At 74.6% G+C, this 20095-nt stretch carries 15 protein-coding genes; 11 read left to right on the forward strand and 4 right to left on the reverse strand.

Annotated elements, in window-relative coordinates; translation table 11 throughout:
- From ACWDCZ_RS07865 to ACWDCZ_RS07880, 4 genes are all read left to right on the forward strand, one after another.
- Positions 1 to 917, forward strand: a 917-nt coding sequence (locus tag ACWDCZ_RS07865) for a DUF7617 domain-containing protein (RefSeq protein ID WP_449815501.1), incomplete at its 5' end; no start/stop codon positions are given.
- A gap of 162 nt (positions 918 to 1079) precedes the next feature.
- On the forward strand, positions 1080 to 1631 hold the full coding sequence (locus tag ACWDCZ_RS07870) for a YciI family protein (protein ID WP_375875444.1): 552 nt from the start codon (positions 1080 to 1082) through the stop codon (positions 1629 to 1631).
- Positions 1632 to 1751: 120 nt separating this feature from the next.
- Positions 1752 to 2732: a GlxA family transcriptional regulator gene (locus ACWDCZ_RS07875; protein WP_220450029.1), complete on the forward strand. Its 981-nt coding sequence runs from the start codon at positions 1752 to 1754 to the stop codon at positions 2730 to 2732.
- A gap of 145 nt (positions 2733 to 2877) precedes the next feature.
- Positions 2878 to 4281 carry a DJ-1/PfpI family protein gene (locus ACWDCZ_RS07880; protein WP_449815502.1) on the forward strand — a complete coding sequence of 468 codons (1404 nt, stop codon included), beginning with the start codon at positions 2878 to 2880 and terminating at the stop codon, positions 4279 to 4281.
- A 52-nt stretch (positions 4282 to 4333) separates the two neighbouring features.
- Here the strand turns inward: ACWDCZ_RS07880 and ACWDCZ_RS07885 are convergent, their stop codons facing one another.
- Positions 4334 to 4765 carry a DUF7144 family membrane protein gene (locus ACWDCZ_RS07885; RefSeq protein WP_049656746.1) on the reverse strand — a complete coding sequence of 144 codons (432 nt, stop codon included), beginning with the start codon at positions 4763 to 4765 and terminating at the stop codon, positions 4334 to 4336.
- Between the two features lie 292 nt (positions 4766 to 5057).
- Here ACWDCZ_RS07885 and ACWDCZ_RS07890 point away from each other — a divergent pair, with 292 nt between their 5' ends.
- Genes ACWDCZ_RS07890 through ACWDCZ_RS07900 form a run of 3 tightly spaced genes read left to right on the forward strand, consistent with a single transcriptional unit; the run spans position 5058 to position 8060 of the window.
- Positions 5058 to 5735: a HEAT repeat domain-containing protein gene (locus ACWDCZ_RS07890; RefSeq protein WP_449815503.1), complete on the forward strand. Its 678-nt coding sequence runs from the start codon at positions 5058 to 5060 to the stop codon at positions 5733 to 5735.
- Between the two features lie 3 nt (positions 5736 to 5738).
- Positions 5739 to 6779: a HEAT repeat domain-containing protein gene (locus ACWDCZ_RS07895; RefSeq protein ID WP_449815504.1), complete on the forward strand. Its 1041-nt coding sequence runs from the start codon at positions 5739 to 5741 to the stop codon at positions 6777 to 6779.
- 39 nt (positions 6780 to 6818) lie between these two features.
- Positions 6819 to 8060, forward strand: a complete 1242-nt coding sequence (locus tag ACWDCZ_RS07900; protein WP_449815505.1) for an MFS transporter — start codon at positions 6819 to 6821, stop codon at positions 8058 to 8060.
- A gap of 37 nt (positions 8061 to 8097) precedes the next feature.
- Here the strand turns inward: ACWDCZ_RS07900 and ACWDCZ_RS07905 are convergent, their stop codons facing one another.
- Together ACWDCZ_RS07905 and ACWDCZ_RS07910 are read right to left on the reverse strand one after the other, a co-directional pair.
- Positions 8098 to 8940, reverse strand: coding sequence for a hypothetical protein (locus tag ACWDCZ_RS07905; RefSeq protein WP_449815506.1), 843 nt, complete (start codon positions 8938 to 8940; stop codon positions 8098 to 8100).
- A gap of 146 nt (positions 8941 to 9086) precedes the next feature.
- Positions 9087 to 9629 carry a hypothetical protein gene (locus ACWDCZ_RS07910; RefSeq protein WP_380743608.1) on the reverse strand — a complete coding sequence of 181 codons (543 nt, stop codon included), beginning with the start codon at positions 9627 to 9629 and terminating at the stop codon, positions 9087 to 9089.
- Between the two features lie 178 nt (positions 9630 to 9807).
- Here ACWDCZ_RS07910 and ACWDCZ_RS07915 point away from each other — a divergent pair, with 178 nt between their 5' ends.
- Positions 9808 to 11862 (forward strand): BTAD domain-containing putative transcriptional regulator, encoded by a 2055-nt coding sequence (locus ACWDCZ_RS07915; protein WP_449815507.1) that lies wholly within the window; start codon positions 9808 to 9810, stop codon positions 11860 to 11862.
- Here the strand turns inward: ACWDCZ_RS07915 and ACWDCZ_RS07920 are convergent.
- Positions 11859 to 12845, reverse strand: coding sequence for a LuxR C-terminal-related transcriptional regulator (locus tag ACWDCZ_RS07920; RefSeq protein WP_074005918.1), 987 nt, complete (start codon positions 12843 to 12845; stop codon positions 11859 to 11861). The two genes, ACWDCZ_RS07915 and ACWDCZ_RS07920, sit on opposite strands and share 4 nt — an antisense overlap.
- A gap of 288 nt (positions 12846 to 13133) precedes the next feature.
- On the opposite strand from ACWDCZ_RS07920, the gene ACWDCZ_RS07925 reads away from it, so the two are divergent.
- The 3 genes from ACWDCZ_RS07925 (at position 13134) to ACWDCZ_RS07935 (ending at position 20069) form a co-directional block, all read left to right on the forward strand.
- A complete protein-coding gene (locus ACWDCZ_RS07925; protein WP_049660754.1) occupies positions 13134 to 13337 on the forward strand; it encodes a hypothetical protein in 204 nt (67 codons plus the stop codon).
- Positions 13338 to 13343: 6 nt separating this feature from the next.
- Positions 13344 to 13607 carry a hypothetical protein gene (locus ACWDCZ_RS07930; protein ID WP_074005920.1) on the forward strand — a complete coding sequence of 88 codons (264 nt, stop codon included), beginning with the start codon at positions 13344 to 13346 and terminating at the stop codon, positions 13605 to 13607.
- 258 nt (positions 13608 to 13865) lie between these two features.
- Complete coding sequence (locus ACWDCZ_RS07935; RefSeq protein WP_449815508.1) at positions 13866 to 20069, forward strand: DNRLRE domain-containing protein; 6204 nt, start codon at positions 13866 to 13868, stop codon at positions 20067 to 20069.
- The last annotated feature ends 26 nt before the right edge of the window (positions 20070 to 20095 follow it).

The following is a 20095-nucleotide window of genomic DNA, read 5'->3' on the forward strand; positions in this document are numbered from 1 at the left end:
ACTCCGTCACACCGGCCTGCGTGACAACTGCGGGGACATTCGACCTCGCGGCAGGTGCCTCCAAGCAGGTGTTCTGCAACCTGCCAGGCGTCACCCAGCCGACGACGAACACGGTGACGGCCTCCTTCCCCGGCCCCGGCGGCACCCCGATCACCACACCCCCGTCCGAGGCGCGCGTGGATGTGAGCGGCACCAACGTTCCGTCGCTGAGCGTCGACAAGGAGGTCTGCCAGTCGGACAAGTCCGGCGACTGCGGTGAGGGCGGCGCCGGGCCGTGGGGCAAGGAGGTGACGCTGCACAAGGGCGGGGCGTCCGAGGAGCCGTGTGCGCCGGACAAGTGCCAGGCGTTCTGGCAGATCACGGTGACCAACACCGGCACGGTGGACCTGACCGGGATCACGCTGAACGACCGCCAGGAGGTGTCCTGCACGGTGGCGGCCGGGACGTTCGATCTGGCCGCCGGGCAGACGAAGAAGTTCTACTGCTCCAGCCTGATCAGTGAGGACACCGTCAACACGGTCACGGCCTCCTACGTGCCGCCGAACTCGCCGCCCGGGACCGAGCCGGTGACCACTCCGCCGTCCTCCGCGCTCGCCCGGTGCACGCCGCCGTGCGAGAAGGAGGAGTGCCACGAGCACAAGCCCGGCCATGAGAACGGCAACGGGAACGGCAGTGGCCACGGCAACGGGAATGGGAACGGCAACGGCAACGGCCAGGGGCCGGAGCACGGCAGCACCGGTCCCGGCGAGCACCCGCAGGGCGGGCACCAGCAGCACCACGAGGGCGGGCCGCTGCCGGACACCGGCTCGTCGGTCCGGCCCTACGCCGCGACCGGTGCGGCGCTGGCCGGTCTCGGTTCGGTGCTGGCCCTCCTGGTCCGGGCGCGCAGGCGCCGGGTGGGCGGGGTGAGCGAGTGAGCCCGACAAGGCCGGACCGGTCCTGACGGGCCGAGGGCGGTGGCCCGGGAGGAAGTCCTCCCGGGCCACCGCCCTGTGCGGCCGTCACGGAGGCATGCGGTCGGAATCCGCCGTCGACGCGGGCCCTGGACCTGGCCGCCTCCTTCAGGGGACCCTACGGGCATGGAGTTCTTCTGCTACCACCGAGACCGGCCCGGCTCCGGGACGTTGCGCCGCGAACTGCTGGAACAGCACTGGTCCTACATGGACGGGTACGCGGAGGAGTTGATCGCCCGGGGCCCGACCCTCACCGAGGACCGCGACGCCCCCACCGGCAGCGTGCACATCATCGACCTGCCCGATGCCGCCGCGGCCCGGGCGTTCGCCTTCGCCGAGCCGGGTTACCAGGCGGGCGTCTACCGGGACGTGCTGCTGCGGCGGTGGAGTAACACGCTGGGGCGCACCATGTGGGACTTCCCCGGCGGCCGGACCGGCGGCAACCGGTACCTGGTGCTCGGCCTCGGCTCGGGGCCGGCCGTCGACCTCGCCGTGCCGGCCGACCGGGACGGGCTGATCGCCTACGGTCCGCTGCTGTCCGACGACGGCACCGCCTGGCTGGGCACGGCCGCGCTGCTCCGGGCGTCGGACCGGGATGCGGCGGGCGCCGTCCTGACCCGGGAGCGGTACGCCGACATCGAGGTGCACGACTGGCAGTTCGGCGGGCGGCCGTCCTGACCGGCCGGTGCTGAGGCCGGTGCGCTGGGCCTGCGTCCGCCGCGTCCAGTGCCAGATCCGTCCGCCGTCCGCCCCTGGGAGACCTCGTGCGGGCGGTTCCTCGCGGCCTACCGTGGCGGGGTGAGCGAGGAGACGGACGGGTGTACCGGGCGGGTGCTGGTCCTGGTGCTGCCCGAGGTGAATCTGCTGGACCTCGGCGGTCCTGTGCAGGTGTTCGACGCCGCGGCGCAGCTCGGCGGCGGTTACCGGCTGGAGTACGTCGCCGAGGCGGACGCTCTGCGGTCCGCCCAGGGCCTGCGGCTGGCGGGGCTGGCGCCGCTGGACACGAGCCGGGCGGCAGCCGGTGACCTGGTGCTCGTGCCGGGCCCCCGGCTGACCGGATCCGACCGGCTGGTGGCACCCGCCGTCGTGCGCTGGGTGCGTGAGGCCTACGACGCGGGTGCCCGGGTGGCGTCCGTGTGCAGCGGTGCGGTCGTCCTGGGGGAGGCGGGGCTGCTGGACGGCAGGGCGTGCACGACCCACTGGTCGCTCACCTCGGCGATGCGCGACCGGTACCCGCGGGCCCGGGTGCGTGAGGCCGCGCTCTACGTGCACGACGGGCGGATCAGCACCAGTGCGGGCATCTCGTCGGGGATCGATCTCGCGTTGTCCCTGGTCGAGCGGGAGCGCGGCCCGGAGCTGGCCGGGCGGGTCGCGCGTGAGCTGGTGCTGTACCTGCGGCGGGACGGGGACGCGGCACAGATCAGTCCGTTCCTGCGGCACCGCGACCACGTCCAGCCCGCGGTGCACCGGGTGCAGGACCATCTGGCGCAGCATCTGGACGCCGCCTTCACCCTGCGTGAACTCGCCGGCATCGCCGGGCTGTCCCCACGCGGTCTGACGCGGGCCTTCACCGCGGCCGCCGGCCTCACCCCGTTCGCCTACCAGCGGCAACTGCGGCTGGAGCGGGCCCGCGCCCTGCTGTCCGGTACCGACCTGACGGTGGAGGCGGTCGCGCTCCGGTGCGGGTTCCGTGACGCCCGGCAGCTGCGCCGGGTGGTCGCCGACGCCTTCGGGGCCCCGCCCTCGCTGCTGCGGGCGCCACTGCGGCCGACCGCCTGACGGGCCCGGCCTCCTCGGCGCAGAGCCTCTTCTGCGACCGGTTTCCCCCGATCTCCTCCGGTTTCCCCCTTTCCCGTTTCCACGAGGGCCGACGGCACCGTGCTGCCGGAACGTGCCCGGATTGTCGAGGTATGTCTTGTTCACGATGAGTTCCGGGCCACGCAGGGGGCACCGGGCGCTGCTCCGTACCGGCCGGGTGCTGCTGGGCACGGGTCTGGCGGCCGCGTCCTTCGCGGGGATCGCCTTCGCGGGGGTGAGCGCGTCGATGGCGGACAGCTTCGCCCCTGCGCCGCGCGGATCCGGTGCCCGGGAGTGGCCGACCGCCCGGCCGGTGCCGGAGGGCAGGATCACCGTGGCGGTCGCGGTCAGCAACGAGGGGTCCGTGGCCACCGATGTCCTCGCGCCCTACCAGGTGTTCGCCGAGTCGCCGACGATGTTCGTCTACACGGTGGCCGCCGAACGCCGTGTCTCCCCGCTGTCCGGCGGCGCCCATCTGCTGCCCGACCACACGCTGGCCGAGGTGGCGGACGGCACTCTGCCGGAACCCGACGTGGTGGTCGTGCCCGCCGTGACCGACCCCGCCGGCGCGGGCGAGGAGCGCCTGCGCGAGTGGATCGTCGAACGCCACCGCAAGGGCGCCCGGATCCTCGGGGTGTGCGCGGGCTCCGAGCTGCTGGCCGCCTCCGGTCTGCTCGACGGCCGCCAGGCCACGTCGTTCTGGTCCAACATCGGCTCCCTGGAGCGCGGTTACCCGAAGGTCGACTGGCAGCGCGGGCGGCGCTACGTCGAGGACGGGCGGGTGACCACCACCGCGGGCGTCACCTCCGGCACCGTGGGCGCGCTGCGGCTGGTCGGGGAACTGGCCGGCGAGGCGGAGTCGACCCGTATCGGCACCGGCCTGGCCTACCCCGGCTGGACTCCGGACGGGCCGACCGCGATACCGGCCAACCACCTCGCCCTCGGCGACCTCCCGTACGCCCTCAACGCCGCGTTCCCGTGGCTGCGCCCCACCACGGCCATCGGCCTGGTCGACGGCGTCGAGGAGATCGACGCGGCCGCCGCCTTCGAGGGGTACGGCGGAGTCTCCTTCGCCACCCGGACGCTGGTGATCGGCGCCGGCGACACCGTCACCACCCGCCACGGCCTGGTCCTCGTCACCCGGCCCGCGACGGGAGGCGCCCACGGCGCGGACCGCTTCGTGGTGCCCGGTGTCAGGGACGCCTCCGGCCTCGACGGTGCGCTGGGCGACTGGGCCCTGCGCAACGGGCTCGCCGCCGAACTGCCCGGCGGAGGGCGGCGGTCCGGGGAGTTCGGCTTCGATCCGGTCCTGCGGGACCTCGCCGAGCACGGCGACCGCCGTACGGCACTGACCACCGCGAAGTTCTCCGAGTACCCCTCGGCCCATCTGGAGCTGACCGGCGCGTCCTGGCCCTGGCGGTCCACTCTGCTGGCCGCGGCGGCGGTCGCCGTGAGCGTGGGGGTGGGGCTGGCACCGACGGCGGTCCGGCACACGGTTCGACGGCGGCGCCGCGCCGCACCGGGCCGCTGAGGGGGACCCGCCGGGGCCGCGGCGGCCCGTGGAGCGGCGGCCGTGCCGTCCGTCAGATCGGGTCCGTCTTGATCGTTCCGACGCACAGGGCCCAGATGACGAGGGCGTCGATCGCGATCAGGACGATGGCCCACAGGGGGTAGTAGGGCAGCCAGAGGAAGTTGGCGATCATCCCCAGCCCTGCCACGACCAGACCGACGATGCGGGCCCAGGCGGCGCCGCTGAAGACCGCCACACCCGCCACGACGACGAAGACGCCGAGGATGAGGTGGATCCAGCCCCAGCCCTCGGTGTTCATCGCGTACACGTAGCTGCGGGTGACGACGAGCAGGCTGTCGTGGGTGATGGCGGCGCTGCCCTGGAAGATCGCCATGAGGCCGGCGGTGATCAGCATGACCCCGGCGAAGATGGTCCACCCTGACGCGTAGGGGTACTGCTCGCGGCCCCGGGCGGTGGGGCCGACTCCGGACGTACTGCTGGCCATGACACGGTCTCCTTCGATCGCGGTCGCCTCGCGGACGGGGGACGGGGACGGGGACGGGGACGGAGGGACGAGCAGCCGGGTGGAGGGGCTCCGGACGACCCGGAGCGGGGCACCCGCACCGGCAGAGCCCCACATTCACCGTAAGACCGGACCCTCCATCCCGCCGTCGGACGACCGGCCCGCCCCGGCCGCCGCCCCGCCCTCGCCCGGGCCGTCGCGGGCACCGCGCACGGAACCCGCTTGACCTTGACACCGTGACAAGCCCTTCACTGAGGCCCAGGAGGTGGTCCTGATGACCAGGCCGGAAGAGGACAGGGACACGATGCGGGCGGCGGCGCTCCGCGGGCTGGAGCACGACGACCCGTCGGTGCGCCTGCGGGCGGCGCTGGCCGTCGGCACGAACCCGGACCGGGGGTTCGTCCGCCCGCTCGTCGGGCGGTGCGCGGTCGAGCCCGAGTTCTCCGTCCGCGAGATGCTCACCTGGGCGCTCACCCGCCACGAGGCGGCGGTGACCGTCCCGCTGCTGCTCGGCGAGGTCCGCGCGGAGCGGGCGCAGGCCCGGAGCCAGGCCCTGCACACGCTGTCCAAGATCGGGGACCGGCGGGCGTGGCCGGCGATCACGCCGGCGCTGCTGGCCGACGCCGACGAGGAGGTGGCCCGCAGCGCCTGGCGGGCCGCGGTCGTGCTCGTACCCGAGGACGGGGTGCCCGCGCTGGCCGTAGTGTTGGCGGCTCAGCTCGGGCGCGGCGGACGCGAGACGCGGCTGAGCCTCAGCCGGGCGCTGGTCGCGCTCGGGGAGGCGGTGCTGCCGACGCTGGGCGCCGCGACGACGGACCCCGACCCCGGGGTGCGCGCGCACGCGCTCGCCACCGAACGGCTGTGGCACGACCCGGACGCCGGGTTCGAGCTCGCCGTCGAGGAGGCGAAGCGCACGGCGGTCTTCGGCGAGGGCCGCCAGGAGGGACGGTAGGCAGTGTTGATCGGCGACGTGGCCCGGCGGTCGGGGGTCAGCGCCCGCATGCTCAGGCACTACGAGTCGCTCGGGCTGGTGCGTCCGACGGGGCGCACCGGCTCCGGTTACCGCCGGTACGCGGACGAGGACATCCGGCGGATCTTCCACATCGAGAGCCTGCGGTCGCTGGGCCTCTCGCTGCGCGACGTCGGTCGGGCCCTGGACGATCCCGGCTTCGCGCCCGCGGAGCTCGTCGAGGACCTCATCTGCCGGACCCGCGAGCGCATCGCGGCGGAGACGGAGCTGCTCACCCGGCTGCGGCGGATCGACGCCGCGGAGCCCGCCGGGTGGGAGGAGGTCCTCCGGGTCGTCGCGCTGCTCCAGGCCCTGGAGTCGAAGAGCCCGGGGGCGCGGCAGCGCGCCGCCCTGTCGGCGGGCGAGGACGCGGCGGTGCCGGTGGAGGCGCTGGTCGAGGCCGTGCTGGGCGAGTCGGACCCGATCGTCGCCGGGGCGCTCCGGTGGGCGCTGGCGCAGTCGGGCGGGGACGGGACGGCCCTGCTCGCGGAGGGGCTGGACTCGTCCGCGGCCGAGGTGCGCGAACGGGCCGTCCGGTCCCTCGCCGAGCTGCCGGACGGGACGGCGACCGCACTGCTGCGGGACGCCCTCGGGCACCCGGACGCCGTGGTCCGCAGGTGCGCGGCCCTGGCGCTCGGGGCCCGCGGCGTGGCCGACGCGGTCCCGACGCTCATCGACATGATCGTCGGGGCGACGAACGACGCCGACGCGGCGGACGCGCTGGGCGCGCTGGCGAACGGCTCCGCTCCGGTGGGCAGTCCGGCACCGGTGAACGGGCCCGCGCTGGCGGACCGGATCGCCGCCGGGCTGGTCGACCGCCTAGCCCAGGAGGACATTGGCCCGGACGCGCGCCGGCGGCTGACCCAGGCGCTCGCGGAGGTCCCGGGCGGTACGGCGTCCCGCGCCCTCGAAGCGCTCGCGCGGGACGAGGACCGTGCGGTCGCGCTGACCGCGACGTACATTCTCAAGCTGCGCGACACGCGGTAGCCGCGCGGCGGTCGGGGGCGGGTTCGAGGTGGGGGTGGCATGACAGGGGCCGGGCGGTTCCGTCGGCAGCGGCGGCTGTTCCTCTCGGTGGCGATCGACACGTTCGGCTCCGGCGTCTTCCTGCCGCTGTCGCTGCTGTTCTTCGTCACCGTCCGGCACTTCCCGGCGGCCGCCGCGGGCACCGCCGTGACGGTCGGGTCGCTCGCGTCCTTCGCCGTCGTGCCGCTCTGCGGACGGGCCGTCCAGGCGGTGGGGCCCAAGTCCTGCCTGGTCGTCAGCAACGTCCTGACCGCGCTCGGGTACGGGCTGTTCTTCGCGGCCGGGAACCTGGTCACCGTGGCGGCCGCCACCTTCCTCGTGACGGCCTCCGACCGCCTCTACGGCGCCGCCTGGCCCACCCTGGTCGCGCGGTTCGCGAAGCCGGAGGAACTCACCGAGTGGTTCTCCGCGGTCACCGTGCTCAAGACCACCTCCCTGGGCGTCGGCACCCTGGGGGCGACCGCCCTGATGGCGCTCGCCGGCGGGCACGGCCTGGAGGTCGCGCTCGCCCTGAACAGCGCGAGCTCCCTCCTCGCGGCCGCCCTCCTGCTGGGGGTGACCGTGCCGGCCGCCGATCGGCCCGGGCTCCGGGCGGCGAGGTCGAACACCCGGGCGGCGCTCGGCGACCGGCCGTTCCTGTCCCTGGTCGCGTCCCAGACGCTGCTCTCGGCGGCCTGGCTGATCCCGACCGTCGCCTTCCCCCTCTACCTGGTGGAGGGCCTCCACCAGGCCGCCTACTGGCCGACCGTCGTGGTCGTCGTGCGCTACGCCACCGCCACCACCCTGCAGATGCGGATCAGCCGGCTGGTGTCCGGCTGGAGCCGCTCGCGGGTCCTGGGCCTGTCGATCGGCGCGGCGGCCGGCGCCATCGCCCTCACCGCGACGGTCTCCACCGCCCCGCACGCCCTCCAGGGCCCGCTCGCCGTCCTCGTGGCGGTGGTGCTGGCGCTGGCCGAACTGGCCTCGAAGCCCACCGCGGCCGCGACGGCGGTCGCCATGGCGCCCAAGGGCGACGAGGGACCGTACATGTCCCTGTTCCAGCTGACCTGGACGGTGTCCTACGCGGTCGGACCGGCGGTCATCGGCCTGGGCCTGCAGAACCCCCCGCTGCTCTGGAGCGCGCTGGCCCTCTGCGTGGCGGCCAGCGCCCTGGCCCACCGCCTCCGCACGCCCTGGCGACCGCGGCCGCAACCGCACGGGCCCTCAGTCCGTGGGCTGCGGGAGGAAGCCGAGGCCCCGTAGCCGACGCCCCGGACGCCCCGGGCGCGCGGGCCGGGCGTCAGTGGCGTACCGGCGGCTGCTCGGCGGCGCCGTAGGCGCGCAGCTGGTACGGGAGCGCGGACGGGCGGCACCACTGGAGGTCGAGGCCGCAGGCGCCGAGGACGGCGCCGAAGGCGTGCCGCATCGCGTCCTGGACGGCGGTGCGGGCCCGTGCGGCCCGCTCGGCGGCGGGGGTGTCGCCGTCGGCGGCCGCGGACAGGCGGCGGGAGGGGTTCCAGCGGAGGTCGGCGACGCCGGTGGTGTCGTCGCCGTCGTCGACGGGCCGGCACGGGGCGAGGGTGATGCCGGGCGCGTGCAGGTGGTCGGCGACCGGCAGTCCGGCCAGTGCGGCGGTGCGGCGCACCGCGTCGACGACGTGCGCGCCGATGCCGAGGTCCTGCGGGCGGGACCCGGCCGGAGCGGCGGCGTCCCGGCCGGCGTCCTGTCCGGTGGCCGGGGCGGGGCCGCTGGTACGGCCGACCCTGGTCTCCCCGTCGAGCCGGCCGGCCTCGACCTCGATGCCGAAGGCCGGCAGGAACTCCGCCAGGGCGTTCTGCATGCTGCTGGTGACGACCCGGCCGGCGGCGGCGGCCGGCTGCTGGAACTCCTCCATGGCCGCCGCGGCGGCCAGCCGGGGGCCGGGCTCCCAGTGCAGGGCGATCAGGCCGGCGCAGTCGTCGGAGTCGTCGAACGGCCGGGCCGGGCGCAACTGGACGCCGGGGCCGTGTCCGCCGTACCCGACGGGCAGGCCGGCCAGGAGGAGCGCCTCGGTGACGCGGTCGGCGAGCAGCGGGTCGATCCGGGGCCCGCCCCGGGAGGTGCGTTCCGCAGCCGTGTCCTGCCGTGCGGCAGCCGTGTTCACGCCGTCCTCCTCCGGGTCCCGGGCGGCGGCCGACCGCCTGCGCCCCGAGCGTACGGCGTACCCGGACGGACCGTCGGCGAATCCCGGAACCCGGCCACCGCGGCGCGCCCGCCAGGAGGGCGGGCGCACCGGCGGTGTGCGTCCGGTCAGTTCCAGGGGTTGGCCGGCTGGTCGTTGATGGCCGTCCAGAAACGGGTGTTGCTGGGGATGTTGCCGTAGGCCCAGAAGGTCCAGCCGCCGGTCTGCGACAGGTCGGTGCCGTAGTGGCCGTCGTGGAACTCGGCCTCGCGCCAGCCGGCGCCGAAACCGGCCTGGCAGACGCTGTCGGCCGCGGCCCGGCTGTTCAGGCGGGAGCCCTTGACCGGCTGGCTGAGGGCGACGGTGCCCTGCGCCCAGCCGTTGTAGAAGCCGAGGCTGATCCCGGACGGGGCCGGGCTGCCGTCGACGTTGAGGCAGAGCACGGGCAGCGAGACGGACGGCGCGGTGTCGCCGTTGTAGGCGTTGCTCGGGCTGCCGCCGGGGCCGCCGACCTGGACGGTGCCGTCGGGGCCGTTGGAGACGACGGACCAGGTCATCCCGAGGTGGGTGGCCGGCCCGGTGGTGGCGGAGGCCGGGGCGGCGGTGAGCGGGATCAGGGCGGCGGCGGCGACGGCGGTCGCGGTGGCGACGGCCTTCTTCAGACGGTTCATCGACTGCTCCTGGGTTCGGGGTCCTCACTGGGCGACCGGCTCGTTTCGGCCGGTGCACAAGAAACTTCTCAACCGAACGCACACAACTGGCATGATCTGATCATCAGTTCGTCACGACTCGCGCCCGTCCTCCACGGCGGCCGGTCCGGCCCGGCCCCGCGGGCCCCAGGGAGGGACGTTGGAGTTCAGGATCCTCGGCTCGCTGGAGGTGTGGACCGGCGACGGCCGACGCATCCCCTCCGAAGGCTCCCGGCAGGAGCGGCTGCTCGCCGCCCTGCTGCTCAACGCGGACTCCTCCGTACCGGTCGCCCGCCTGGTGGACACCGTCTGGGACGAGCGGCCGCCGGCCACCGCCACCCGCCAGGTCCGCAACCTCGCCGGGGTGCTGCGGCGCCGCTTCGCCGAGGCCGACCCGGACGCGCCGCCCGTCCTGCTCACCGACGGCCGCGGCTACCGCATCACGCTCACCGGCCACCGCCTGGACGCCCGCGACTTCACCGACCGGCTCGCCCTCGCCCGCGCCGAAGCCGCCGCCGGGCGGGCCCCGGAGGCCGTCGACGGGCTCCGCTCCGCACTCGCCCTGTGGCGCGGACCGGCCCTCGACGGACTCGCCGTGGACGCGGACGCCCCGGGCGCCGTCGCGCTGGACGAACTGCGGCTGACCGCCTGGGAGGAGTGCCTCGACCTGGAACTCGCGCTCGGCCGGCACCGAACGGCCGTCCCCGAACTCACCGCGCTGGTCGCCGACCACCCGCTGCGGGAACGGTTCACCGGACAGCTGATGCGCGCCCTGCACGGCTCCGGACGCACCCCCGAGGGGCTCGCCGCCTACCGCCGGTTCGCGGAACGGCTGGCCGACGAGCTCGGGCTCGACCCCGGGCCCGAGCTGCGGGCGCTGCACCTGGAGCTGCTGGCCACCGAACCGGTGCCCGCCGCCACGGCCCGGGCCGAGGAACCACCCGCGCCGGCGCCACCCGCGCAGGCGCAGGTGCAGGTGCAGGCGTCGCCCGCCCAACTCCCGCCCGCCCTGGCCACCTTCGTCGGACGCGACACCGAACTGCGGGCCCTGGACGCGCTGCTCACCGACCCGGCGGACCAGCAGGCCGGGCCGGCCGCCGCCGCGTGCGCGGTCTGCGCCGTCTCCGGACCGGCCGGGGTCGGCAAGACCACCCTCGCCGTCGACTGGGCCCACCGGGTCCGCGACCGCTTCCCGGACGGCCAGCTCTACGCCGACCTGCACGGCTACTCCGTCGACGCGCCGCTCGCCCCGCGCACCGTCCTGGCCCGCTTCCTGCGCGCCCTCGGCGTGCCCGGCGACCGGATCCCCGCGGCGGCGGACGAGGCGGCCGCGCTCTACCGCTCCCGGCTGGCCGACCGGCGGCTGCTCGTGATCCTCGACAACGCCCGCGACGCCGAGCAGGTCCGCCCGCTGCTGCCCGGCGCCCCGGGCTGCCGCACGGTCGTCACCAGCCGCACCCGGCTCGACGGACTGACCGTCCGCAACGGCGCCCGGCCGCTGGTGCTCGACGTCCTGCCCGCCCACCAGGCCCTCGAACTGCTGGCCCGCATGGTCGGCGAGCACCGCACCCGCGCCGAGCCGCGCGCCGCCGCCGAACTCGCCGACGCCTGCGGCCGACTGCCCCTCGCCCTGGCCGTCACCGCCAGCCGCCTGGCCGCCAGCCCGGACCGCAGCCTCACCGACCACGCCGCCGAACTCCTCGACACGGAGCACCGGTTGAGCGCCCTCCAGATCGAGGGCGACGACACCTCGGCGGTCCGCGCCGCCTTCGACCTCTCCTACCGCTCACTGCCCGGCGAGGCCCGCGACCTGCTCCGACTGCTCGCCCTCGTCCCGGCCGTCGGCATCGGCGCCGACGCGGCCGCCGCCCTCGCCGGCGCCCCGCCCGCCGCCGTCCGACCCGTCCTCGACCGGCTGGCCGCCGCCCACCTGCTCACCCCCGAGGACCGCGACCACTACCGGCTCAACGACCTCCTGCGCCTCTACGCCGCCGAACGCTGCTCCGTGGAGACCAGCGCCGCCGAACGCCGCGCCGCCCTGGTCCGCCTCGGCTCCTGGTACCTCCACCGCGGCCACTCCCCCGCCTTCCTCCCCACCCACCCCGCCGCCGACCACCCGGCCCGCCTGTACGGCCTCCACCTCGACGAATGGGTCGAGGTGGACCGCCTGGCCGCCGCGGCCGCCGCAGCAGCCGACCCCCCGCCGGGCGGCTAGAGCCAGCCGCGGCGGGCGGTCTTGAGGCCGGCTTCGAAGCGGCTGGCCGCGTCGAGGCGTTCCATCAGGACGGCCATCTGGCGGCGGACGGTCCGTACCGAGACGCCGAGGCGTTTGGCCGCCGCGTCGTCCGTGAGGCCGGTGGACAGCAGGCGCAGGAGTTCGCGCTCGCCGGTGGTCAGGGTCAGCGGCGGCGCGCCGTCGGGGTCGTCGGTGATCGGGACGGCGGTCTCCCAGGTCTGTTCGAACAGGGCGACCAGGGAGGCGACGATGCCCGGCTCCCGGGTGCACAGGGCGCCGGCCCGGGTGTTCTCCGGGTCGATCGGCAGCACGGCGGTGCTGCGGTCGAAGACCAGCATCCGCGGCGGCAGCACCGGTGCGGTGCGCACCTCGCCGCCGAGGCCGGACATCCAGCGGGCGTAGTCGAGGGTCTCCGGGGCGTCGTGGATGCTCTCCTGGTAGACGGTGCGCAGGCTGACGCCGCGTCGCAGGGCGTCCTCGTCGAGCGGACGGGAGGCGGCCAGGCTGGCCGCGGACTGGGCGCCGCCGGGCATCACCGCCAGGACCTCGGTGGTCAGCCGGGCGGTCAACACCTCCAGCTTGTCCTGGATGGCGTCGAGGCCGAGCAGCCGTTCGTGGTCGCCCACCGGGGTGTCGGTCCGCACCTTGGCGTACTCCCCCAGGGCCCGCGCGACGGCGGCCTTGGAGGCGGCCAACTCCTGCTGCCGACGGGCGAGTTCCTCCTCCTGGCGGCGCAGCAGGATCTCCAGGCCGCGCTCCGGACTGACCGGCCGCAGGGTGCCGGGCCGTTCGCGGGAGGTCCGCAGCAGGGTGAGGTCGGCGAGCCGGTCGAGGGCCGCGCGCACGGCGGCCTCGGGGAGGCCGAGCCGGTCGCAGAGTTCCGCGACCCCGCCTTCCGGGTCGGCGAGCATTCCTCGGTAGACGGCTTCCGTGGTGGCGTCCAACCCCAGCAGTTCCAGCACTTCTCGACCCCTGATCCCCGTGGACGATTCCGTATGCCCGGTCGGCCCGGGCCGATCCTTCCCCCGGCCGGAACCCCTCACAAGGGCATGATCCGGTCAACGGCCCCCGCCGCTGCCGCCCTTCGCGGTTCTGCAGCATGCTGCCTGTCCTGTTCCTGCCCGCCGAATTCCCTTCCCGTGGCGGCCCGCGGAACGGGAGGATTCGCCGTGCGCGCATTCCCCGAATTCCCGGACACCCAGAACTGCGTTATCCCCCAACGAAGTTCCCGCACAGAACAGGAATCCGCCGTGGCCGTCCGTCCACTCGCCGCCGTCCTCCTGACCCTCGCCCTCGCCGGCTCCGCCGCGCCGGCCTTCGCCGCCGGTACGACCGCCACCGACGCCCCGTCCGCCACCCAGGGCCCGGGTGGCGGGATCGGCTGGGACAACCCCTCCGCCCGGTCGATCGGCTGGGACGCCCCGCCCGCCGACGACGCCGTCACGCAGGCCTGACCTGCGGTGTTCGCAGTCCAGCTGACCGTGCCGGCCGGCGCCGCCGCCCCCTCGGGAGAGGCGGCGGCCGCGGAGGCCCAGGCCGCGCTGTGGGCGTGCGCCGCCCCGGACGACGGCCTGGAGCACGTACGCGCCCGCGCCGTGCCCGAGGGCGTCGGCCTGGTGCTCTACGTCCGCGCCGCCGACGAGGCGGCGGCCCGGTCGAGGGCGCGGAACCTGCTGGCCAGGGCCCTGCCGGCGGCCGTCCGGCTCCCGTCGGGACGCCGCTGAAGAGCGCGCCGGGACGCGCTGAAACGCACCGGGCCCCGCTGCGGCCCGCGCCGTACCCGAGGGCGTCGGCCACCCGCCGTCGCGCCCGGGGGCTTTCCGGCCTTCCAGACGGCTTTCGACCGGTTCCTCCCGCCCGGGAGATTGGCCGGTTCTTTGCTGTCGCTTTACCCCGCCATGGCTGACGCACCATCAGCACGTCGGCCGTCCCCCCGTTTTCCGACCACCTTTCCTTCCCGTACGGACCAGTCGAGGAGTTCCATGTCACGCCCCACGGGCGGATCACCGCGGCAGCGGGCCGAAGCCGGCTCGCCGCCCCCCTCCGCACCTCGCCGCGGCAACGGCGTACTGCGCCACACCGCCGTCGCCCTGGCGGTGGTGCTCTCGGTCGAGGCCGCCGCCGTCATCATGACGACCGGTCAGGCCGTCGCCGTCACCACGGAGCAGTCCCCGAAGCCCGCCAAGGCCCTGGGCCCGGCCGAGGCCAAGGACATCGCGACCGCCCACCTCAAGGCCCGGTTGGAGAACCGCCGGATCGAGGTGGTGGACGAGCGCACCGAGTCGACCACCAGCTGGATCAACCCGGACGGCACCACCACGCTGGACCTCGCCTCCGGCCCGGTCCGCTACAAGGACAAGGCCGGCAGGCTCCAGCCGATCGACGTCGACCTGGCGCGGCAGTCGGACGGCAGTGTCAAGGCCAAGGGGCACCCGCTCAACCTCTCGCTGGCCGGCGCCACCCCGCCCGCCGCCGCGTCGGCGTTCAAGGCCGCCGGTGCCCCGGCCGGCGCCCAGCAGGCCCCGGCCACGCCGCTGGTCTCGCTGGACAACGGCAACGGCACCGCGATGTCGCTGTCCTGGCGCGGCGCCCTGCCCGCTCCCACCGTGGACGGCGCCAGGGCCCGGTACGCGGACGCGCTCACCGCCACCGACCTGGTCATCGAGTCCACCCGGACCGGCTTCGAGCAGTTCCTGGAGCTCAAGGACCGCTCGGCGGTGGCCGCCAACGGCAGCGTGACGCTCACCCTGGACACGGCCGGCCTCCAGGCCCGGCAGAACCCGGACGACTCGGTCTCGTTCCTCGACCCGAAGACCGGCGAGGAGAAGGGCCAGCTGCCCGCCCCGGTGATGTGGGACGCGCAGGTCGACGAGCGCAGCGGCGACCACACCCGCACCGCTCCCGTCGCGCTGAAGGTCGTCCAGAACGGGAACGCGATCGACCTGACGCTGACCCCGGACGCCGCGTTCCTGAACGACCCGAAGACGAAGTACCCGGTGACCATCGACCCGGCGGTCAACATCGGCGTCGGCTTCGACACCTTCGTCCAGCAGGGCTACGCCACCGACGTCTCCTCGCAGACCGAGCTGAAGCTGGGCAACAACGGCTCCGGCCAGGTGGCGCGTTCGTTCCTGCAGTTCCCGATGGCGAAGATCAGCGGGAAGCAGATCACCGGCGGCAAGCTCAACCTGTGGAACTTCCACAGCTGGTCCTGCACCGCGAAGAGCTGGGAGGTCTGGGACACCGGCACGGCCACCACGGCCACCCGCTGGACGGCCCAGCCCGGCTGGAACAAGAAGTGGGCGACGTCCACCGCGACCAAGGGCTACTCCAGCTCCTGCAACGACGGCTGGGTGAACCAGGACATCACCGCGCTGGTCAAGGCCTGGGCCGCCAACGGCAACACCAACAACACCCTGGGCATCCGGGCCACCGACGAGTCCGACCCGTACGGCTGGAAGAAGTTCAACTCCGGCAACGCGACGTCCAACACGCCGTACCTGTCGGTCACGTACAACACCCCGCCGGGCGTCTCCACGCTGGTCTCCCCGGCCGACGCCGCGCTGACCAACGACGCCACTCCGACGCTGTCCGCCAAGGCGACCGACCCCGACGGCGGCAACATCGCCCTGGACTTCGAGGTCTGGGCGTCCAACGGCACGGCCGCGCTGCAGTCCGGGCGCACCGCCATGGCGGCCTCCGGCTCGACGTTCACCTGGGCCCCGGGCACCAAGCTGGCGCCGGGCGCCTACAAGTGGCGCTCGCGCTCCTGGGACGGCACCGCCAACAGCGCCTGGTCGGGCTTCCGCTCCTTCACCGTGGACACCACGGCGCCGGGCGCGACCACCGTCTCCTCCGGGGACTTCCCGGCCGGCCAGTGGGCGGGCACCCCGGACGCCAACGGCAGCTACAGCGGCACCTTCACCTTCACCCCGCCGACCAGCGACGTGAAGGACATCCAGTACCGGCTGGACGGCGGGGCCTGGGTCACCGCGGCCACCACCGGCACCCCGGTCAGCGCCAAGCTCACCTTCAAGGCGGGCTCCCACACCGTCGCCGCGCACACCCGGGACGCCGCGGGCAACGTCTCCGCCGACAGGACGTACGCCTTCTACGCCGGCAAGGGCTCCGCCCTGGTCGCGCCGGGCGCGGGCGAGCGCCCGGCCCGCCGCACCTCGCTGCAGGCCGAGGGCAACAGCACCTACACCGGGGTGCGCTACCAGTACCGGCGCGGTGAGACGGACGCCTGGAAGGACGTCCCGGTCGCCAACGTCGCCACCACCGACGGCAAGCCGGTGACGGCCTGGCCGTTCACCGCCCCCGGCGGCAAGCCGGCCGCGCTGACCTGGAACATCACCGACACCCTGGCCGAGAACGGCCCGGTCGACGTCCGCGCGGTGTTCACCGACGGCACCGCCACCGACGCCACCGAGCCGAACACCGTCACGGTGGACCGCAACGCGGGCACCGCGCCGGAGACCAAGGTCGGCCCGGGCGAGGTGAACACCCTCACCGGTGACCTCACCCTCTCCGAGAGCGACGCCGAGGCCTTCGGCCTGCACGCCGAGCGCTCCTTCTCCTCCCGCCGGCCCGCCAACGGCTCGGCCCAGGAGGGCCAGGCGGCGATCTTCGGCCCGCAGTGGAGCTCCGGCACCACCGCCGAACTCACCGACGCCGCCTACTCCTACGTCCGCCAGACCTCGGCGACCTCCCTCTCGGTGGTCTCCGCGGACGGCTCCGAGACCGGCTTCACCGCCACCGGCGCCGGCGGCTGGAAGCCCGAGCCCGGCGCCGAGAACCTCACCCTGACCGGTGTGCTCACCGCTGGCTTCACGCTGAAGGACACCGACGGCATCACGGTCACCTTCGCCAAGGTCGACCCGGCCGCCACCACCTGGCAGGCCTCCGGCTCCTCGCTGCCCAGCGACAACTCCACCACCTCGGTGGTCTCGGAGAAGGTCGTCTCCGGCGGCAAGACCCTGGCCCGCCCGAAGTACGTGGTCGCGCCGTCCTCGGCGACCGCCTCCGCCAACTGCGCCGCCGTGCCGTCCACGGCCGGCTGCCGGGTGCTGGAGTACGTCTACGCCGACACCACCACCGCCACCGCGTCCGCCCTGGGCGACACGGCCGGCCAGGTGAAGCAGATCCGCCTGTGGTCCACCGACCCCGGCGCCGCCACCGCCACCCCCGTCGCCGTCGCGCAGTACGCGTACGACGCCCAGGGCCGGCTGCGCGAGGTCTGGGACCCGCGGATCAGCCCCGCGCTGAAGACCGCGTACGGCTACGACGCGGCCGGCCGGGTCACCACCGTGATCGAGCCCGGCGAGCTGCCGTGGACCCTGGAGTACGGCAAGGCCGGCAACGCCGCCACCGCCGGCGACGGCATGCTGCTCGCCGCCTCCCGGCCCACCCTCAAGCAGGGCAGCAAGGACGTCACCGACGGCACCGCGACCACCTCGGTCGTCTACGACGTCCCGCTGAGCGGCGCCAACGCGCCGTACCCGCTGGCGCCGTCCGACGTCGCGGCCTGGGGCCAGAGCGACGCCCCGACCGACGCCACCGCCGTCCTGCCGCCCGACGCCGTCCCGGCCACCCACGACGGCAAGGCGCTCGGCACCGCCGGCTACAACCGCGCCTCGGTGACGTACACCAACGCCTCCGGCCGCGAGGTCAACACCGCCACCCCCGGCGGCGGCATCACCACCACCGAGTACAACGCCTACGGCAGCCCGGTGCGGACCCTCTCCGCGGAGAACCGCGTCCTCGCCCTGGCCACCACCGGCAACGACCTGAACAAGCTGCGCGCCCTCGGCATCGCCGGCCGCTCGACGGCCGACCGCGCCCAGGTGCTCTCCTCGACCTCGGTCCACTCGGCCGACGGCAAGCGCCTGCTGGAGCAGTACGACCCGCTGCAGCTGGTCACCCTGGAGCACGGCGTGGCCGCCTCCGGCAGCTCCCCGGCGCTCGCCGCCGGCGACGAGGTCCCGGCCCGCGCCCACACCGTCAACGGCTACGACGAGGGCCGCCCGGCGAACGCCGCGGTCAGCGACATGACCACCTCGGTGACGGTCGGCGCCCGGATCGACGGCTACGCCGCCGACGCCGACACGCGGACCACCGCCACCGGCTACGACTGGGCCCAGGGCCTGCCCACCTCGGCCGTCCAGGACCCGGCCGGCCTGAAGATCACCACCAGCACCGGCTACGACGCCAGCGGCCGGGTGACCTCGCAGAGCCGCCCGAACTCCACCGGCTCCGACGCGGCCACCACCGTCACCACCTACTACACCGGCACCGGGACCGGCGCCTGCGCCGGCCACCCCGAGTGGGCCGACCTGGTCTGCTCGATCGCCCCGGCCGCGCAGATCGCCGGCGGCGGCGCCAACCCGCTGCAGCTGCCGACGAAGACCTTCCAGTACGACCGCTGGGGCAACGTCACGGTCCAGACCGAGACCGCCAACGGCGTCACCCGCACCACCACCCGCGGCTACGACACGGCCGGGCGCGCCGTGAAGACCTCGATCAGCGGCGGCACCGGCACCGCGGTCGCCGACACGGTGTTCGGCTACGACCCCGCCAACGGCGAGCTGGCCACCACCAGCAACGGCAAGGCCACCGTCACCCAGGGCTATGACCGGCTCGGCCGCCAGGTCTCCTACGACGACGGCGCCGGCAACGTCACCACCACCGAGTACGACAAGCTCGACCGCCCGGTGAAGAAGTCCGACTCGGTGCCGTCCACCGTGACCTACGGCTACGACACCGCCAAGGACCCGCGCGGCCTGCCCACCTCCCTGACCGACTCGGTGGCCGGCACCTTCACCGCCTCCTACGACGTCGAGGGCCGGCTGGTCTCCCAGACCATGCCCGGCGGCAACACCCTGACCAGCAGCTACGACAGCCAGGGCGTCCAGACCGGCAAGACCTACACCAACCAGGCGGGCACCGTCCTGCTGGCCGACACCGCCGACTTCACCGTCCACGGACAGCAGGCCGGCCGCACCCAGAGCGACGGCAACAGCACCACCAGCGGCTACACCTACGACGCCACCGGCCGCCTCACCAAGGCCGCCGACAGCACCGGCCTGGCCTGCTCCACCCGGACCTACGCGTTCGACAGGAGCAGCAACCGGACCAACCGCACCAGCGTCACCGACGACTGCGACCCGGCCACGGCGGACACCGTCACCCAGGCCGAGACCCACGGCTACGACACCGCCGACCGCCTCACCGACGCCGGCTACGTGTACGACGCCTTCGGCCGCACCACCGCCCTGCCCAAGGGCACCCAGGTCGGCTACCACACCAACGACCTGGTCCGCACCGAGACCCTCGGCGACACCCGCAAGACCTGGGACCTGGACGCCGCCGGCCGCCTGGCGCTCTCCACCACGGAGACCAAGGGCACCGACGGCACCTGGACCGTCACCGCGCAGGACACCAGGCACTTCGACGGCGGCACCGACAGCCCGACCTGGTCCAAGGACGCGGCCGGCAAGCTGACCCGCAACGTCCTGGACCTGACCGGCCGGCTCACGGCCGCCACCGGCACCGACGGCGGCGCGGTCCTGCTGCTGACCAACCTGCACGGCGACGTGTCCGTCCAGATGTCCCCCGACGGCACCGAGGACCTCGCGGTCTACCACTACGACGAGTACGGCAACGTCGTCGACGCCACCGGCTCGGCCGCGTACGGCTGGCTCGGCGGGGCGCAGCGCGAGGCCGACAGCGTCTCCGGCCTCACCCTGATGGGCGTGCGCCTGTACGACCCGACCACCGGCCGATTCCTGCAGACCGACCCGGTCCTGGAGGGCTCGCCGAACGCCTACGGCTACCCGGTCGACCCGATCACCATGGACGACCTGACGGGCATGTCCTGGAAGAAGAAGTGGGTCGCCAACTTCAGCCGGGCCGAGGGCAACACCATCGGCGGTCTGCTGGTCGTCTCCAGCAAGATCTCCAAGGGCATCTCCGGGATCCTGAAGAAGCTCCCGCACATCGCCGCCCGGGCCGCCGGCTGGGTCCTGTGGGCGCTGTCCTACCTGATGAAGAGCATCGGCAAGAAGTTCCTCAAGGCCGCCAACAAGCGGGGCAGCCACGGGGTCCGGTTCACCTTCGGCATCTGGCACTCCAGCCACTGGTACGTGCCGGACTACCCGACCTACCGGGTGGACCCGCGCTACTGAGAGGGGGACGGCACCCGAGAGGGGGG

The sequence above is a fragment of the Kitasatospora sp. NPDC001225 genome (assembly GCF_053597855.1).

Bases quoted from the DNA above. Each gene is read 5' to 3' on its own strand.
- ACWDCZ_RS07870 (WP_375875444.1), top strand. From the start codon at position 1,080: ATGGAGTTCTTCTGCTACCACCGAGACCGGCCCGGCTCCGGGACGTTG.
- ACWDCZ_RS07880 (WP_449815502.1), top strand. From the start codon at position 2,878: ATGAGTTCCGGGCCACGCAGGGGGCACCGGGCGCTGCTCCGTACCGGC.
- ACWDCZ_RS07885 (WP_049656746.1), bottom strand. From the start codon at position 4,765: ATGGCCAGCAGTACGTCCGGAGTCGGCCCCACCGCCCGGGGCCGCGAG.
- ACWDCZ_RS07890 (WP_449815503.1), top strand. From the start codon at position 5,058: ATGACCAGGCCGGAAGAGGACAGGGACACGATGCGGGCGGCGGCGCTC.
- ACWDCZ_RS07900 (WP_449815505.1), top strand. From the start codon at position 6,819: ATGACAGGGGCCGGGCGGTTCCGTCGGCAGCGGCGGCTGTTCCTCTCG.
- ACWDCZ_RS07910 (WP_380743608.1), bottom strand. From the start codon at position 9,629: ATGAACCGTCTGAAGAAGGCCGTCGCCACCGCGACCGCCGTCGCCGCC.
- ACWDCZ_RS07935 (WP_449815508.1), top strand. From the start codon at position 13,866: ATGTCACGCCCCACGGGCGGATCACCGCGGCAGCGGGCCGAAGCCGGC.